The organism is Candidatus Limnocylindrales bacterium (assembly GCA_035571835.1).
Classification (GTDB): domain Bacteria; phylum Desulfobacterota; class Binatia; order UBA1149; family CAITLU01; genus DATNBU01.
This window is the reverse complement of the sequence record DATNBU010000042.1, coordinates 69,409-86,132: the sequence shown is the minus strand read 5'-3', so window position 1 is coordinate 86,132 and position 16,724 is coordinate 69,409. Positions and strand designations below refer to the sequence as shown.

Below are 16,724 nucleotides of genomic sequence, written 5' to 3'. Positions count from 1 at the left end.
GGGCTAACTACCGCAATCACCGGCCCGCCGCTAGACTGGGCGCATGGCCCTCGCGACCGATCCATCCGCTTTCGATCCCGCTGTTTCCGATTCCTCCCGTCCCGGTGCCCGTGCCTGCGCGCATCGCCTCATCGAGTTCGACTTCGAGCGCAAGATCGAACGCTCCGCAGGCTTCGAGCGCTTCGGGCCAGCGGCCGAAGAGGGCCACTATCTGTGGCTCGACATCGACGTGGCCGGCGATCCCGCAGGCGCGCGTGCGCTTCTTTCCGAGCTCGAGCTCATCGATCCGATGCTCCTCGCCGACGCGCTCGAAAGCGAGCCCGACACGCGCGTTCGCCGGTTCGACGACTATCTGTTCCTCGCGCTGACGGGCTGCCGGATCCGTGACGACAGTCTGGTTACCGAACGCGTCAGCGTCGTCGTGGCCGAGTTTTTCCTGCTGACGATCCATCACGGACAGGTGGCGTTCCTGGACGAAATGCTGCGCGACTACCGCGGCGACTTCCTGCGCTTTGCGAAAGGCCCCGCCTTCCTCGTCTACGAGCTGCTGTCGCAGCTGACGGAAAATTTCCTCGTCGGCCAGAGGCATCTCGCAAGCCACGTGGAGAAACTGCAGCTCGCCCTGATCGGCGAGATCAACGAAGAGGTGTTCGTGCGCGTCGCAACGGTCGGCAACGACCTGCTCGCGTTCCGCAAGATCCTGGTTCCGGCACGTTCGATGCTGACCGAGCTTGCACAGAGAAAGTCGCCGTTCATCAGCGAGGAGACGCGTCCGTTCCTGTCCAACATGGCGACCACGGTCGAATGCATCCTCGCCGATCTGCTCGCCGACCGCGACATCCTCTCGGGATCGCTCGACCTCTACATGTCGATGGTCGGCTACCGGACCAACGAAGTCATGAAGCGCCTGACCGCCGTCAGCGTGATCTTCATGCCGCTCACGTTCCTGTGCGGCATCTACGGGATGAACTTCGAGATCCTGCCCGAGCTCAAATGGGAGTACGGCTACGCGCTGTTCTGGCTCGTCGTGCTGACCATCGCCGGCACACTGGTCTTCCTGCTGCGCCGCGCGAAGCTGCTCTGAGAAAAAGGGGACAGGTACATTTAAAAAAACGTCGTCTTTTCAAGAATGAGCTGCTGTCAGGCGGCTTAAGAGACGACGCGATCAAGATCCGCGCACCACCAGCATGCGGATTTCGGTCATGTCTTCCATCGCGAACCGCACTCCCTCGCGTCCGAGCCCGCTGTCCTTGACGCCGCCGTACGGCATGTGATCGACGCGCCAACTCGGCACGTCGCCGATGATTACGCCGCCGACCTCGAGCACGTTCCACGCCCGCTCCGCCTTGAACAGGTCGCGCGTGAACACGCCGGCCTGAAGCCCGTACGCGCTGTGGTTGACCTCGTCCAGGGCCGCATCGAAGTCGTCGAAACGTTCGAGGATCGCGACCGGACCAAAGGCTTCTTCGCACGACAAGATCGCGCCGCGCGGCACGCCTTCGAGAAGCGCCGGTGACAGCATCGCTCCGCTCCGCTCGCCGCCGCAGAGCAGCGTTGCCCCGCTCGCGACCGCGTCCTGAATCCAGCTCTCGAGCCGCTCGGCGTCGCGTTCGGAGATCAGCGGCCCGATCGAGACCGCTTCGTCTCTCGGATTTCCGCAGACGAGCGCGCGCGTGCCGTCGACGAGACGATCGCGCAGGCGGTCGTAGATCTCCGAATGCGCATAGATCCGCTGCACGCTGATGCAGCTCTGTCCGGACTGGTAGAACGCGCCGAACAGGATGCGCTCGGCCGCGTCGGCAACGTCCCAGTCGCGATCGACGACCACGGCGGCGTTGCCGCCGAGCTCGAGCACGACCTTTTTCTTTCCGGCATTGGCTTTCAGGTGCCATCCGACCGACGGAGAGCCGGTAAAGCTGAGCAGCTTCAAGCGCTCGTCCTTGCAGAACAGGTCCGCGCCGTCGCGCGGGCACGGCAGGATCGAAAACGCGCCGCGCGGCAGCCGCGTCTCGGCCAGGATCTCCCCGATCATCAGTGCGCCGATGGGAGTCAGGCTGGCCGGCTTGAGCACGAACGGGCAGCCGACAGCGAGCGCCGGAGCGATCTTGTGGGCCGCCAGGTTGAGCGGAAAGTTGAACGGCGAGATGAACGAGCACGCTCCGATCGGCACCCGCTTCCACATCCCGCGGTAGCCCTTTGCCCGCGCGCTGATGTCGAGCGTCATGACCTCGCCGGTCATGCGCACCGACTCCTCCGCTGCGATCCGGAACGTGTCGATCAGGCGCGTGACCTCGCCGCGCGCGTCGCGAATCGGCTTGCCGGCCTCGATGCACAGCGCGAGCGCGAGCTCGTCGAAGCGCTCGCGGAACCGCTTGACGCAGTGGTCGAGGACGGCCTGGCGCTCGAACGCGGCCATCTCGCGCATCGGTTCGACCGCCGCGGCAGCTGCCGCAATTGCTTCGCTGATGACGGACGGACCGGCGAGCGCGACGCGCGTCGCGACTTCGCCGGTGAACTTGTCGGTGACGGCAAGATCGGTATTGGCCGCCACGTCGCGGCCGGCCAGCCAGTACGGATACGATGCGCGAAGCCCGGTCATTCTCCTTCGCCTCCTTCCATATGCTGCGGCTCGCGTCCGTCCGTCGTGCTCAGAGACGGATCTCGGACGTGACCGTGCCGGCGGCCGGTGCATAGAGAAGCGTCGCGTAATCGGCCACCATGCGATCGGAGTTGTAGCGGTAACCGAGGCGCGCCAGCGCCATCTTCACGTGGGCGAGCCATGCGCGCGGGATGCCGCGGTCGTCGCGCTGGAAGTAGAGCGGTACGACCTCGTGCTCGAGCACGTCGAGCACCGCGGCGGCGTCGCGCTCGTCCTGGATCGCCGCATCGACGTGCACGGAGCCGTTGCCGATGGCGAAACCGACGCCGGGATCCCACGCTTCGTCCCACCACCCGTCGAGCGTCGAGCAGTTGAGCGTCGCATTGAGCACGGCTTTCATGCCGCTGGTGCCGCACGCTTCGAGAGGACGGCGCGGAATGTTGAGCCACAGGTCGCAGCCCGCCAGCATCATGCGGCTGATGCGCTGGCCGTAGCCTTCCACGAACATGACGCGATGCTCGAGGCCGTGCTCGCGGGCGAGCGCGAGCACTCCCTGGATGACTCTCTTGGCCGGCTCGTCGGCCGGATGGGCCTTGCCGGCAATCAGGAACTGCACGGGACGTCCGTCGGCGAGCATCAGCGCGCGGGCACGCTCGAGATCGCGGAACGGAAGCAGCGCGCGTTTGTACTGTGCGAAGCGTCTTGCGATGCCGATCGTCAGCGCATGGGGATCGAGCTCGACCGCCGCTTCTTCGATTCCGAGCCGCTCGTTGCGGAGGCGCGCATGATTCGCGACGAATGCGAGCATGCGCTGCTTCATCTGCTGCTTGACCGACCACAGCCGCTCCTCGTCGAGCTCGAGCAGCTCGCGGTGTGCGAGCGCCGCCTCGATGGCGTCCGAGCCGTCGCGCAGCAGGCTGCTGCCGTAGACCGCCTCGAGCTCCGGCGCGAGCCACGTGCGGCAGTGCACACCGTTGGTGACGTGGCCGATCGGAACCTCGAGCTCGCGCGCCTCGGGCCACAGCTGTTTCCACATGCGCCTGGAGACGTGGCCGTGAAGGCTACTGACGGCATTGGTGTGACGCGCCAGCTTGATCGCGCAGACCGTCATGCAGAACGTTTCGGAGTCGTCGTCGGGGCGGACGCGTCCGAACGAGAGCAGCTTCTTCTCGTCGATACCGAGCCGCCGGCGAAGCGGCTCGAGCGCCGCCAGCAAGGCGCCGGGATCGAAGCGGTCGTGGCCGGCTTCGACCGGCGTGTGCGTCGTGAACACGACGCCGGATGCCACGTCGACTGCGGCTTCGTCGAACGGCAGCCCCGACTCCTCCATGCGGCTTGCGATGACCTCGAATGCCGCGAATGCCGAGTGCCCTTCGTTCATGTGGATCGCACGCGGCCGGATGCCCATCGCGCGCAGCGCACGATATCCGCCGACGCCGAGCACGACCTCCTGCGCGAGCCGCGTTTCGCGATCACCGCCGTAAAGGCGATGCGCGCCCGGCAGCACCGACTCGGGCCAGTCGCGCGGATCGAGCAGAACGAGCGAGCAACGGCCCACTTCGACCCGCCACACGTCGGCGTGCAGCGTGATCTCTCCGAGCGGCACTTCGACGACCAGCGGGTCGCCGCCGGTCGCGAGCACGCGCGTGATCGGAAGCCGCGACGGATCGAGCTCGTCGTAGGTTTCGGTCTGCCAGCCGTCGGCGAGCACGCGCTGGCCGAAATATCCGTTGCGGTAGAGCAGGCTCACACCGACCGCGCCGACTCCGAGGTCCGAGCAGCTCTTGAGATGATCTCCGGCCAGCACTCCTAGTCCGCCCGAGTAGATCGGCAGCGATTCGTGGATGCAGAACTCCGGGCTGAAGTACGCGATCGCAGCCGACACGACGCTGTGGCAGTGGCGCCCGGCCCACGTGTGCGTATCGGCAAGGTACGCCGACAGCGAATCCTCGGTCGATATCAGGTCCGGAAGCACCGAGGCCGCAGCGCCTTCGAGCTTGTCGTCGGTCACGTCGCGCACGAACGCGGTCGGATTGTGGCGAAGATGCTCCCACAGCTCGGCATCGATGCGCCGCAGGATGTGATCGAGTCGGTGATCCCAGCTCCACCACAGGTTCCTGCCGAGGCGTTCGAGCCGTTCGCGCAGGCGTGCAGCGTCGATTTCGATCGGTGTTTCCACTCGGGGCCGTCTCCTCTTCTTCAGTTGTTCGCGTCGGTTGCCGGGCGGTGGGCGGCAACGACGCGTTCGTAGACGACGTCGCCGGTGGCGCCGTCGTTGCCGACCGCGTGCGACAGGGCGTTGGTGAACAGCCGCTCGAGCCGCGGCACTTCGCGCACGCCGGCCAGCTCGATGGCACGGGCAGCGTGCGCAACCGTCTGCAGCGGCTCGATATCCGAGAGATCGTCGAAGAACCACGCGCAGCTCGCATACATCAGCAGTGCGTGGCGCTGCATGTCGAGAAGCTGGAGCGCGCGCAGCTTGTCGGGCTCGGCGAGGACGCGGCCCGCTTCGCGGTCGAGGAAGATGTTCTCGATCCGCGGCGTGCGCCGCACGAGCACTTCGGCGAAACGATCGCGTGCACCCCACGGATCCTCGAGCAGCTCGCCGCACTCGCGCTCATAGATCGGCGCGAGCAGGTCGCGCAGCAGGTCGAGCGCTTCGCGCAGCGGCGTGCGCCAGCTCTGGTTGCCCTGCCGGCGACCGCCGGAACAGCCGCATGCACTTCGCCAGCGCTCGACGCCGTGCGCGCAGCTCCACGAGCTCTTCTCGAAGATCTCGACTTCGTGTATCGGCGGCTGCTTTTCGAGATGGCGCCCGTAGACGGTCAGGTCGAATGCGCTTTCGCCGCGCTCGACGCTCTCGAGCAGCCACGCAAGGCCCATCTCGCCGAGCCGCTGGTGGTGCCCGTAGGTTTCTCCGTCGGTCGCGAAATGCACGAGGCCGGGCAGATGGCCGTGCTCGCGCTCGAGCGCGGCAAGAAACGCTGCGCCGTCGCACAGCGTGCGCCCGAACGCGACCGAATGTGCGAGCGGGCCGTCGTAGAAGAACACCGCGATCTGGCGGCCGGCGCCGAGGCGGACGAGATACGGCACGCGCGTGTCGATGGTCTTGTCGCCGTCGAGCATGGTCCAGTTCTCGCTTCCGATGCGCCGGATGCGGCGCGCCTGGCGCGGCGACAGGATCGTGAAGCGCACGCCTTCGTCGGCGAGCTCCTCGAGGGTCGGCGTATCGGCGGCGCACTCCGGCAACCACAGGCCTTCGCTGCGCCGCCCGAAGCGAAGCTCGAAATCGCGCAGTCCCCAGACGACCTCGGTGCGGCGGTCGCGGGCGCTCGCGAGCGGCAGGATCGAATGCGAGTAGCTTTGCGCGATCGCCGCGCCGTGACCGGAAAAACGACGAACGGCATCGCGATCGCCGGCCACGAGCGCTTCGTGGACGTCGCGCTGCTCGCGCGCAAGATACGCGAGAAGCGTCGGGCCGAAATCGAAGCTCATGTGCGCGTAGTTCATGAACTCGCGCTCGCCGAGGTTGCGCTCGGCGTGCGGCAGCAGGCGCGCTGCGCTGTTCGGGCGATAGCACTCTTCGGTGATGCGCTCGTTCCAGTCGTGCGCCGGCGCGGCACTGGGCTGCGCTTCGACGCGGCCGGTCCACGGATTTTCGCGCGGCGGCTGGTAGAAGTGGCCGTGGATGCAGAGCGCCGGCTTTCTCACCACGGTTCCTCCCAGCGCAGCCACACGCCGGCAAGAGGAGGCAGCACCAGATCCATCGAGCACGGCTTGCCGTGCATCGGTGCATCCTCGGTCGCGACCGCGCCGAGATTGCCCCAGCCGGTCCCGCCGTAATCGGCGGCATCCGTGTTGAGGATCTCGCGCCAGATTCCGGCCCGCGGCGAGCCGATGCGGTAACACGGATGTGGCACCGGTGTGAAGTTGAATGCGGCCACGATCGGCGCGTGCCGGGACGACGACCAGCGCACGAACGAAATCGTGCTCGCGCGCGCGTCGCTGCCGTCGATCCATTCGAAACCGTACGGCTCGCAGTCGCCTTCATGGAGCGCGGCTTCGCGGCGATAGACGGTGTTCAGGTCGCCGACCAGGCGCGCCACCGCCTGGCGCTCGGGCGCAGCTTCGACGCCGGTCCAATCGAGCGAGCCGTCGTGGTTCCATTCGTACGGCTGCGCGATCTCGCCGCCCATGAACAGGAGCTTCTTGCCGGGCAGCGCCCACATGTATGCGAACAGGAGCCGCAGGTTCGCGAGCCGCTGCCAGGCGTCGCCCGGCATCTTGGACGCGAGCGAGCGCTTGCCGTGCACGACCTCGTCGTGCGACAGCGGCAGCACGAAGTTCTCGCTGTTCGCGTACAGCGAACGGAATCCGAGCTCGCCGTGATGGTAGTGCCGGAAAAACGGATCGCGCGCGATGTAGCGGAGCGTGTCGTTCATCCAGCCCATGTCCCACTTGAAGCCGAATCCGAGCCCGCCGGTGGTCGTCGGACGCGAGACCATCGGCCATGACGTCGACTCCTCGGCGAACGTCTGGACGTCGGGATACTCGGCGTAGACCGCTTCATTGAGCTCGCGAAGGAACAGGACAGCCTCGAAGTTCTCGCGGCCACCCGACGGATTGGGAATCCACTGACCCGGCGCCCTCGAATAGTCGAGATAGAGCATCGAGGCGACCGCATCGACGCGAATGCCGTCGACGTGGTAGCGGTCGAGCCAGAAGAATGCGTTGCTGATGAGGAACGCGCGCACTTCGTGGCGCCCGTAGTTGAAGACCAGGCTCTTCCAGTCGGGATGAAAACCCTGGCGCGGATCGGAATGCTCGAACAGGCACGTGCCGTCGAACGCGGCGAGCCCGTGCGCGTCCTCCGGGAAATGCGACGGAACCCAGTCCAGGATCACGCCGATTCCGGCCTGGTGCAGCCGGTCGACCAGATACATGAGGTCCTGCGGCGTGCCGTAGCGGCTGGTCGCGGCGAAGTATCCGGAGATCTGGTAGCCCCACGATCCGTAGAACGGATGCTCCATGACCGGCATGAACTCGACGTGCGTGAAGCCGCTGGTGCGAAGATGATCGATGAGCGGATCGGCAAGCTCGCGGTAGCCGAGCGACCAGCCGTCCTTGCGCCGGCGCCACGAGCCGAGGTGCATCTCGTAGATCGAGATCGGTGCCGTGCGCGCATTGCGGCCGCCGCGCGTGTTCATCCAGTCCGAATCGTTCCATTCGTAATCGTCGAGGTTCCAGACCACCGAAGCCGTGCGCGGCGGCTGCTCGGCGAAGAATGCAAAAGGATCGGCTTTTTCGCGCGCGCGACCGCCTTCGTTCTCGATGCGCAGCTTGTAGAGCGCGCCCGGGCCCACGCCGGGAATGAATGCCGACCAGATGCCGCTCGGCCGTGACGGGCTCAGCCGGTGCGCGCCCGGATTCCAGCCGTTGAACGAACCGACGACGCTTGCCGACGTTGCGTTCGGCGCCCAGACCGAGAAATGCGTGCCGTCGGTTCCGCCATGCCGGCACGGGTGCGCTCCGAGTTTCTCATAAAGCCGGCGGTGCGAGCCTTCGCCGAAGAAGAACGCGTCCTGTTCGCCGAAGACGCGCGCGCAGGCGGCTGCTTCGGCGGGGACGGCGTCGTCCGCTCGCGAGACGTTTCGGCGTGCGCCGGTCATGCGGCCTGCTCGCGGACGGGATCGGCGGCGCCGCGCGCGACGTCGAGAAGCTCGCGGATGCGCGGGTCGCGCGCGAAGTCGTCGAAGTCGCGGGCGAACTGACGCTGCCAGCTCTGGTCACCCGCCGGCGAACCAGGAAGATTCTGGCGTTCGCGCTCGAGCCAGAGATCCTCGAGATTGACGCACGACACGGTCGCATCGCCGGCGGCCAGCCACGAAAGAAGCCGCGGGAGAACGGCCGCGGCAGTCGCTTCGCAACCGAGGCCGGCGGCAATCTCGTCCCGGCGTGTCGACGGTGCGTCCCACCAGCTCGCGAACGGCTCCATGTCGTGCGTGCCGAGGCACGCGAGGGTGTCGCGAGGTGCAGGGACGATCGGTGCACAGTGATCACCGTGACATTCGAACGGCACGACGTGCATGCGCAGCGCGCCGCGCGTCCTCATCTCGTCGCGGACCTCGTCCGGAACCGTTCCGAGATCCTCGCCGACGACCGCGGCACCGCGTCCGCCGCGCGCCTGCGCCGCGGCGATCGCGAGCAGCGCCCACAGCTCGTCTTTTGGTGATCGGACGTAGACGCCGTCCGCGGCGGAGAAACCGTTCGGAATCCAGAACGACCGGTGCAGACCCATCACGTGATCGACACGCACGAGGGACGCGTGGGCGAAATGGTGGCGCAGCGCCGCGCGCAGCGCTGCATATCCACCGCGGCGCGCGCGTTCGGGATGAAGGGGAGGGAAGCCCCAGTCCTGTCCGCCCGCGAACACTGCGTCGGGCGGTGCGCCGACCGAGACGCCGCACGCAAAATCCTCTTTGTAACGCCACGTATCGTAGCCGCCCGGGTGCGATCCGAGAGGGAGATCGAGGTAGAGCCCGGCCGGGCTCTGCGACGCTGCGCGCTCGAGCTGTTCGCGCGCCAGCCACTGTGCGTACGCGTGATAGCGAAAGACTTCGCCGTCGTAGTCGACGCCTGCGCGCAGCATGCCGGCCTGCGCGCGCGCCGGCCAGCGTTCCCACGTGGTGCCGTATAGCTCGACCGCAGCGCGAAACGATGCGTAGGTGGCAAGCTCGCCGTCTTCTTCGAGCAGCCGTTCGAATGCTTCGCGGCGCACGCCTCCGCGCGAATCGAGCGCGACGAGCAGCGCCTCGAGCTCGTGCCGGCGCTCGCGCATTGCGCGGCGATAATCGGCGCGAAACGGAGCCGCGCATGGTGTGGCCGAAGCCCCGGCGATCGGCGCCGCGGATCGGCCGGCGACCGCTTCCGGCGAAGCCGACGGGTCGACATAGACTTCGCTCCAGAACGAGCGGCTGATCGGCGAGTACGGGCTCGGCTCGAACGGCTCCTCGAAAAAACACGCGAGCAGCGGCAGCGTGCCGACGAGCGTGGTGTCGCGATGGCGGCTGCTCCGCTTCGCGCCGCCTGCGACCCATTCGGAAAGCTTTGCGAGGTCGCCGTACGTCGAGAGCACCTTTCCATCGACGCGCAGCGCATAAAGCGGTGCGAACACGCACCAGCTTCTCGCGATCTCCGGAAGATGCGCCGGAAACACGAGCACGTTCGTGCGCAGCCGATCGGAGCCGTGCTCGACGTCGACGTGATGGAGCCCGACCGGAGTCTCGCGTGGAATCTGCGCCGCGGCGCCGGCGATGCGCAGCGGTTGCGACTCACCGCTTTCGAGCACGAGCGTCGCGTTTGCGCGCGCGCCGCCGGCCGATTCGCGCAAGGCCGGAAACTGCACGACTCCACCGGATCGTTCGGCGATTGCCGCGACCGCGGGCATCGACGGGCGCGCGTGGCGGTCTTCGACCGCCCGCAATGCCTCGCCGGCGTCTTCGATGCGTTCGACCGGCGCACCGAGCGCGCGTACGACCGCGAGCACCGCTTCGTCGCATGCGCGACGAAACTGCCCTGTTCCATCGTGGTAGCTGCGGGTAACGCCGAGTGCCGCGGCGAGCGCATCGAGGTTCTGTGCGTCGCCGCCCGCCATCGCGCGCAGTATGGCGGGCCGTGTTTCGATCGCAAGACCGCGTCGAGCGGACTCCGGCCGTCGCAGCACGCCCTGCATGCGCGGGGCGCAAAGCCCGCGTCCGCAGCCGGTGGACAACGCTCCGGACGTGAGCAATTGTGCGCCCGCGTCGTCATCGTCGCGACTGCTCGCGGTCCGCTCGACCATCCGCCGGCCACTCCGACTTCGACGATGCCGTTTGCAGGGAGGGGCGCCAATGCTTCGGATTCACCGTGCCGGTTCGATTGCGATGTTCGCCACGCTTGCCGTGTGCGCTTTTCCGCTGGCCGCCCCGGCCGCGCTTCACGACCATCTCAAGTGCTACAAGATCAAGGACCCTTCGTCCTTCCATGCGACCGCCGATCTGCGACCGCTCGATGACTCGGTATTCGGGCTCGACGCCGACTGCACGATCAAGGTCAAAAGCCGCCAGCTCTGTTTCGCTGTCGAGAAGGATCTGCTCGCAACCGACGCACCGGCGGCCGAAGTACCCGGCGCCGAGCTCTCCAACGCGTTCCTCTGCTACAGCCTGCGCTGTCCGTCCGAGTCGCTGCCCGAATCGCTCGAGATGAGCGACCAGTTCGGAACCCGGACCGTCACTGCACTGCGCACGTCGACGATCTGCGCGCCTGCGGTGATCGGACCTCCGCCTCCGACCACGACGACCACGACCACTGTTCACGGCCCGCCGCGCGACTGCACGGCGGCGACCGCGCCGAACTGCGACGGCACGTGCGGCAATTCGGACTCGGCCTGCATCGAAGACTCCGGCGCCTGCGTGTGCCAGATCTTCGAACCATTCGCGTCGTGCGGCTTCGTTGCCGGGCCGCCCAACTGTTACGGGCAGTGCGCCGGCAGCCAGAGCTGCATCGAAGTCAGCGGCGCGTGCCAGTGCGGAGACGTGTTCGAGTAGCCTGCGGGCCCTCGTGATCCGAACCTGACTCCTGTGACGGCAGATTCCCATCATCCTGCCGTCCGGCTCGCGCCCGGCAAGGAAAAATCGCTGCTGAGGCGCCATCCATGGGTGTTCTCGGGCGCAATCCTCGAAGAGCCGCAGCGCGCGAGCTCCGGCCAGACCGTGGATGTGTTCTCGACCGGCGGCGAGTTTCTTGCGAGGGCCGCCTGGTCGCCCGAGTCGCAGATTCGCGCCCGCGTATGGACCTTCGACGACGACGAAGCCGTCGACGAGGATTTTTTTCGCCGACGTATCGTACGTGCGATCGAGCTGCGCCGCGCCGTCGCAGGCAATCACGACGCTGCGGCCGGCGCGGCCATGAACGCGGCGGCCGAGGAACGATCCCTTCCGGCCCTTCCGGGATGGAACGGCGAAGACAATGCGATCCGACTGATCCACGGCGAATCCGACGGACTGCCGGGGCTCGTCGTCGACCGTTACGACGATACGCTCGTGTGCCAGTTTCTTTCGGCTGGAACGCATCGCTGGCAGCGCGAGATCGTCCAGGTGCTGGCCGCGATCCGCGGCGTGCGGTCCGTCTACGAGCGTTCGGACGCGGACGTTCGCGACAAGGAAGGATTGGCGCCGAGCTGCGGTCTGCTGGCCGGCATCGAGCCGCCGCCGGCGATCACGATCCTCGAAAACGGCTGCCGGTATCGCGTGGATGTTCGCGAGGGGCACAAGACAGGCTTCTACCTGGACCAGCGCCGCGGGCGCGAAGCGGCCGCGCGCTGGTGCCGTGGACGCGATGTGCTCAACGCCTTCGCATACACCGGCGGTTTTTCGGTGGCGGCGCTGGCCGGCGGCGCCGCTTCGGTGGTCGACGTCGACACGTCGGCTTCCGCGCTCGAGCTTGCGCGCGCCAACGTCGAAGCCAACGCGCTCGATCCGGCCCGTTACGACCAGATTCACGGCGATGTGTTCACGGTTCTCCGCCGCTTTCGCGATTCGCGCCGGACGTTCGACGCGATCGTGCTCGATCCGCCCAAATTCGCCGATGCCAGGGCGCATCTCGACAAGGCCGCGCGCGGCTACAAGGACATCAACCTGCTGGCCCTGAAACTGCTGAGGCCGGGCGGAATCCTGCTGACGTTCTCGTGCTCCGGCCAGATGACGAACGAGCTCTTCCAGAAGATCGTGGCCGATTCGGCGGTGGACGCGCGCAGGAACGTCGTGATCGTCGAGAAGCTCGCGCAGGCGTCCGATCATCCGGTGCTGCTCGCATTTCCCGAAGGCGCATACTTGAAGGGGCTCGTCTGCCGGGCGGAATGACCGACCGGGACCAGCAGTTCGCCGGATTGTGGGTATGCGGAGGCGAACAAGCTGGACAGCATACGCGGCCCGTTACTATGATGGCCGCTCGGAAATCATTTCCCGCAAAGACGGTTACGGAGACATCACGGTGAGCAGACCGGCAAGCACAAATCGTTTCGAGCGCCAGTTCCCGACCAGTCCGGCAGTACCAGTGCCCGCCCGGTCCATGCAGCGGCCGGCCGCTGTGGCACGGCGTGTCACGCTGGCGGCTGCGCTCGTATGCGGCGCCTTCGTCACGCCGGCGTTCGCGCAGGTCTGCGGCGACGTCAATGCGGACGACAAGATCACGACGAGCGATGCGCAGCGGGTCCTGAAAGCTGCGGTCGGACAACCGGTCGAGCTCGTCTGTACCGACCAGTGCGCGCAGCTCGAGACGCGCCTGGCCGCGGTCGAAGCGCTGCTCGCCCATGTGACGATCGTGGGCAACAACCTCATGCTGACAGGCATGAACTTCCAGGTCGTCAGCGGCGAAGGCGCAACCGACGGCGACATCAACGGAACCGGCAATGTGATCATCGGCTACGATGAATCCAACGGTAACGACAAGAAGACGGGCTCGCACAACCTCGTGATCGGAAGAGACCACAGCTATCCGACCTACGGCGGCATCGTCGCCGGCGAAGACAACGAGATCACCGGCAACACGGCATCCGTGCTCGGCGGAACCGGCAACAGCACCGACGGCAACGGCGCGGTCGTCGTCGGCGGGCAGAACAACCAGGCCGACGGAGAAACCTCTGTGGTGCTGGCCGGCGAGAACAACCGCACGCTCGGGCGCAGCTGCAGCATCTCGGCCGGGACCCACAACGTGTGCAACGGCGGCGCATCCGCCGTCAGCGGCGGAAATTTGAATCTCTGCACCGGAACCGCAGCCGCGATCGGCGGCGGTGGTCAGCGCACGCTGGGCAGCCCCGGCGCATGGCTGGCAGGAACACTCGGTCCGGTTTTCTGAGCTGAACGCTGCGCTGTGTGCGCAGCCTTCGAGTCCGTCGGGGGTGTAGGGCCGCGCTCTGTCGCGAGCGTTGGCGCGACGTCGCGGCTAGCATGCGCGCGGCCGAGCCCGATGTTTCCGCTTCGCGACGACAACCCGACGTTCTCTACCCCGGTCATGACCGTGACCCTGGTCGTGGCCAACATCCTCGCGTGGTTCGCGCTTCAGGGTGCCGGCTCCGAGCCGCTGCTGACGCGGTCGGTGTGCAGTCTCGGCCTGATTCCCGGCGAGCTGCTCGGTCTCGCCCCCGATGGCCTGCAGATCCAGGTGAGCGCAGGCTCGGTCTGTGAAGTGAACCATGCGTCGGCCAACTGGCTGTCGCCGATCCTTTCGATGTTCCTTCACGGCGGCTGGTTCCATCTGCTCGGCAACATGTGGTTCCTGTGGATCTTCGGCAACAACGTCGAGGATTCGATGGGTAGCGCGCGCTTCATCGCGTTCTATCTGCTGTGCGGCCTGGCCGCTGCGCTCGCGCAGACCATCTCGAATCCGGCAAGCCCGATTCCGATGGTGGGAGCCTCCGGAGCGATCGGCGGCGTCATGGGCGCCTATGCATCGCTGTATCCGCGTGCGCGCGTGCAGATGCTGATCTTCCTGGGATTCTTCGTGACGCGTGCAGCAGTGCCGGCGCTCGTCGTGCTCGGGTATTGGTTCCTGCTGCAGGTTCTCGGAGGCATTCCGACGCTCCAGGCCGAAGGCGGCGGCGTCGCATTCTGGGCGCATGTCGGCGGATTCGCCGCCGGGTACGTGCTGTCTTTCGTGTTTCGCGATCCGGTACGGGTGGCGGCGCATCGCCGCGCGCTCGGGGTGTACACCAGATGAATCCGCGCGCGATCCCGCGGCGACCGCGCATCATCCCGATCAGTCTCGTGCGGACGACTCTCGCGCGGATGACGCTCGCGTCTGCAGTTGCCGTGAGACTGCTGTGCATCGGCGCACCGGCGCGTGCCGAACAGGTCAAGGAAACCCATCCGTTGCTCGGAGCGTCGCTCGAGATCACGGTCGACAGCCCGGATCTCGAAACCGGGCAGAACCGTATCCGCGATGCGATCTCGGTTGCGACCGTGCTCGAGTCCGAGCTGATGCCGGGCAACGAGGGCAACGACGTCGGGAAGCTCAATGCGAGCGCGGGGCTCGGCGTGCGTACCGTGCCGCTCGATCTCTATCGGCTGCTGGCGCTGTCGCAGGTGATGACCCGTTCGACCGGAGACGCTTTCGACGTGACGATCGGTCCGCTGCTGCGCCGCCGCCAGCCGGCCCGTCCGGAAACGGCGACGCCCGGCGAGCAGCACACTGCCGCAGACGGAAGCTTCGGCCAGCCGCCGGCTGCGAGCGGAAGCTTCAGCCAGCCGCCTGCCGCAGGTGGGAGCTTCAGTATGGACGAGGCGCTGTCGCTCGTCGGCGCCGACAAGATCGTGCTTCATCCTCCGAATCGCGTCGAGCTGCCGAGCGCCGGCATGTCGGTGGATTTTTCCGCGATCGTGCGCGGCTACGTCCTCGAACGAATGGCGGTCGCGCTGAGGGCAGGGGGAACGACGTCGGCTCTGCTGGCATTCGCCGATACGACGATGCTCGTGATCGGACCGCCGGCCGGCGAACCTCCGGTTCGCGTGTGGGTGCCGCGCGGAAGGTCGATGGCCGGGTCGGTCGCGCTGCGCGACATGTCGATGTCGACCGCGCGCGCGCATCGCCGCAGCGACGATCCGCGGCCGCCGATCGTCGATCCGCGCAGCGGCCGCTTCGTCGAAAGCGACCGGCAGGCCACGGTCGTGGCCCGCAACGCTGCGATTGCGGAAGCGTGGAGCACGGCTCTCGTCGTCGATCCGGATGGCGCGCTGGTGCTGCTCGATGAGCCTCGCGACGTCGAGGCCGTGGTGTTCGACGAGCATGGCGAGCATGCGAGCCCGCGATTCGTTACCTACGTCGACTGGAAGCCCGCCCGACAGCCCGGCGACACGCACGCCGAGCCGAAGCTGACCGAGCTCAGGCGCTGAGATGTCACCGGCGGACACTTCTGCACCGGCCGCGCGATCGTTCACGTTTTCGGTCGAGAGCCGGCTGCGCGCCGACGCGAGCGACGTGTGGGCGCACGCGTCCACGTTCGAAGGCGTCAACCGCGAGCTTGCGCCGCTCGCCCGCATGACCGCGCCCGCATCGATCCGCACGCTCGATGCCGAAAGCGTCGTGCTCGGCCGGAAGATCCTGCGAAGCTGGATTTTCGCGTTCGGCGTGATTCCGATCGATTACGACGACCTCGTCCTCGTGGAGCTCGAAAGCGGCCGCCGTTTCCTCGAACGCTCGTCGATGCTCACGCAGCGCGTCTGGGAGCACGAACGCATCGTCGAACCCGCGCCGATCGGCTGCACCCTTCGTGACCGCATCCGCTTCGAGCCGCGCATCCCGATCCTCGGCCACATCGAAAAGCCGATCTACGAGCTGGTCTTCGCCAACCGCCACCGCCAGCTCCGGAAAATCTTCGGCCGCGTCTGACGACCAGGCGACGAGAGCCCGAGCGAAACGAGCCGGGCGTCGAGAAGGGGTCAGATGCAAGGCGGATTTCGCGTAGTGAGCAAAGGCGCTCGCCACTCGATGTCTCGCGGCTCGCTCCCGTACGTTGTAGCGAACGAAGCGAAATCCAACGCGGCAGATGGCCCCTTATCGACGTCCGGCCCCACTCTCGAAGTGATCCGGGACCACTCGGACTTCGCGTGACATCGAAGTGTCAGCGAGTACTGCAATCCATTTGTCTGCCCATCCGTAGCGCTGGGCGAGAAGGCGGCGGATCTCCTCGTGACCTTGCGGATCGGGGACGAGCTCGGCGCGCGCGTGCAGTATCCTGGGCTGCCGATCGAACATACCGGCGTGAAGCTCGACGACAAGATCGGGATTACGCTGGAGATCGAGATAGAACGGACGATCCGGGGTAGCGGACTCGACGAGGAGCGCGCCGTCGTTTTCGACGAACCATACGCGCGTCCGGCGTTCGTCGCCGCTTGCGCTGGTCGTATGCAGCACCGCAACCGCGCGACCTTCGAGGGCGACGAGCGTCACGGCGGCAAATGCGACCGCGGCCACAGCGATGCACGAGGCCGCGACGGCTGCTCGTCTCACGGCCGGTTTCCGCGCGGCCGCGTCTCGAGCGAAGCGCCCGGCGACCGATGGCGAAGATCCTGATCCATCATGAGCGACTCCT

Annotated in this window: 13 protein-coding genes; 7 read left to right on the top strand and 6 right to left on the bottom strand. The window is 66.9% G+C overall.

What is annotated here, in order from left to right; genetic code table 11:
* Nucleotides 1–43 precede the first annotated feature (43 nt).
* The gene (locus VN634_20310; protein HXC53243.1) at nt 44–1,084 is read left to right on the top strand and encodes a magnesium transporter CorA family protein; all 1,041 of its coding nucleotides are present in this window, start codon (nt 44–46) and stop codon (nt 1,082–1,084) included.
* Nucleotides 1,085–1,165: 81 nt separating this feature from the next.
* Here the strand turns inward: VN634_20310 and VN634_20305 are convergent, their stop codons facing one another.
* Genes VN634_20305 through VN634_20285 form a run of 5 tightly spaced genes read right to left on the bottom strand, consistent with a single transcriptional unit; the run spans nt 1,166 to nt 10,439 of the window.
* Nucleotides 1,166–2,599, bottom strand: coding sequence for an aldehyde dehydrogenase family protein (locus tag VN634_20305; protein ID HXC53242.1), 1,434 nt, complete (start codon nt 2,597–2,599; stop codon nt 1,166–1,168).
* A gap of 49 nt (nt 2,600–2,648) precedes the next feature.
* A complete protein-coding gene (glgP, locus tag VN634_20300; protein HXC53241.1) occupies nt 2,649–4,778 on the bottom strand; it encodes an alpha-glucan family phosphorylase in 2,130 nt (709 codons plus the stop codon).
* A gap of 20 nt (nt 4,779–4,798) precedes the next feature.
* A complete protein-coding gene (locus VN634_20295; protein ID HXC53240.1) occupies nt 4,799–6,310 on the bottom strand; it encodes a DUF3536 domain-containing protein in 1,512 nt (503 codons plus the stop codon).
* Nucleotides 6,307–8,268, bottom strand: a complete 1,962-nt coding sequence (gene glgB / locus VN634_20290) for a 1,4-alpha-glucan branching protein GlgB (GenBank protein HXC53239.1) — start codon at nt 8,266–8,268, stop codon at nt 6,307–6,309. Before glgB ends, VN634_20295 begins: the two co-directional genes overlap by 4 nt.
* Entirely contained in the window at nt 8,265–10,439 is a 2,175-nt protein-coding gene (locus VN634_20285; GenBank protein HXC53238.1) for a 4-alpha-glucanotransferase, read from the bottom strand. Before VN634_20285 ends, glgB begins: the two co-directional genes overlap by 4 nt.
* A gap of 49 nt (nt 10,440–10,488) precedes the next feature.
* Here VN634_20285 and VN634_20280 point away from each other — a divergent pair, with 49 nt between their 5' ends.
* The 6 genes from VN634_20280 to VN634_20255 all read left to right on the top strand — a co-directional run bounded on the left by VN634_20280 (nt 10,489) and on the right by VN634_20255 (nt 16,021).
* Nucleotides 10,489–11,184, top strand: coding sequence for a hypothetical protein (locus tag VN634_20280; protein ID HXC53237.1), 696 nt, complete (start codon nt 10,489–10,491; stop codon nt 11,182–11,184).
* A gap of 33 nt (nt 11,185–11,217) precedes the next feature.
* On the top strand, nt 11,218–12,498 hold the full coding sequence (locus tag VN634_20275; GenBank protein ID HXC53236.1) for a class I SAM-dependent methyltransferase: 1,281 nt from the start codon (nt 11,218–11,220) through the stop codon (nt 12,496–12,498).
* 130 nt (nt 12,499–12,628) lie between these two features.
* Entirely contained in the window at nt 12,629–13,492 is an 864-nt protein-coding gene (locus VN634_20270) for a hypothetical protein (protein HXC53235.1), read from the top strand.
* A gap of 111 nt (nt 13,493–13,603) precedes the next feature.
* Nucleotides 13,604–14,353, top strand: coding sequence for a rhomboid family intramembrane serine protease (locus VN634_20265; protein ID HXC53234.1), 750 nt, complete (start codon nt 13,604–13,606; stop codon nt 14,351–14,353).
* On the top strand, nt 14,350–15,525 hold the full coding sequence (locus tag VN634_20260) for an FAD:protein FMN transferase (GenBank protein ID HXC53233.1): 1,176 nt from the start codon (nt 14,350–14,352) through the stop codon (nt 15,523–15,525). The genes VN634_20265 and VN634_20260 overlap by 4 nt, the downstream gene beginning before the upstream one ends.
* Before the next feature lies 1 nt (nt 15,526).
* Nucleotides 15,527–16,021: a hypothetical protein gene (locus VN634_20255; protein ID HXC53232.1), complete on the top strand. Its 495-nt coding sequence runs from the start codon at nt 15,527–15,529 to the stop codon at nt 16,019–16,021.
* A 165-nt stretch (nt 16,022–16,186) separates the two neighbouring features.
* Here VN634_20255 and VN634_20250 read toward each other — a convergent pair whose 3' ends face one another.
* Nucleotides 16,187–16,642, bottom strand: a complete 456-nt coding sequence (locus VN634_20250) for a nitroreductase/quinone reductase family protein (GenBank protein HXC53231.1) — start codon at nt 16,640–16,642, stop codon at nt 16,187–16,189.
* Between the last annotated feature and the right edge of the window lie 82 nt (nt 16,643–16,724).

Bases quoted from the DNA above. Each gene is read 5' to 3' on its own strand.
- VN634_20310 (HXC53243.1), top strand. From the start codon at position 44: ATGGCCCTCGCGACCGATCCATCCGCTTTCGATCCCGCTGTTTCCGAT.
- VN634_20305 (HXC53242.1), bottom strand. From the start codon at position 2,599: ATGACCGGGCTTCGCGCATCGTATCCGTACTGGCTGGCCGGCCGCGAC.
- glgB (HXC53239.1), bottom strand. From the start codon at position 8,268: ATGACCGGCGCACGCCGAAACGTCTCGCGAGCGGACGACGCCGTCCCC.
- VN634_20285 (HXC53238.1), bottom strand. From the start codon at position 10,439: ATGGTCGAGCGGACCGCGAGCAGTCGCGACGATGACGACGCGGGCGCA.
- VN634_20280 (HXC53237.1), top strand. From the start codon at position 10,489: ATGCTTCGGATTCACCGTGCCGGTTCGATTGCGATGTTCGCCACGCTT.
- VN634_20265 (HXC53234.1), top strand. From the start codon at position 13,604: ATGTTTCCGCTTCGCGACGACAACCCGACGTTCTCTACCCCGGTCATG.
- VN634_20260 (HXC53233.1), top strand. From the start codon at position 14,350: ATGAATCCGCGCGCGATCCCGCGGCGACCGCGCATCATCCCGATCAGT.
- VN634_20255 (HXC53232.1), top strand. From the start codon at position 15,527: ATGTCACCGGCGGACACTTCTGCACCGGCCGCGCGATCGTTCACGTTT.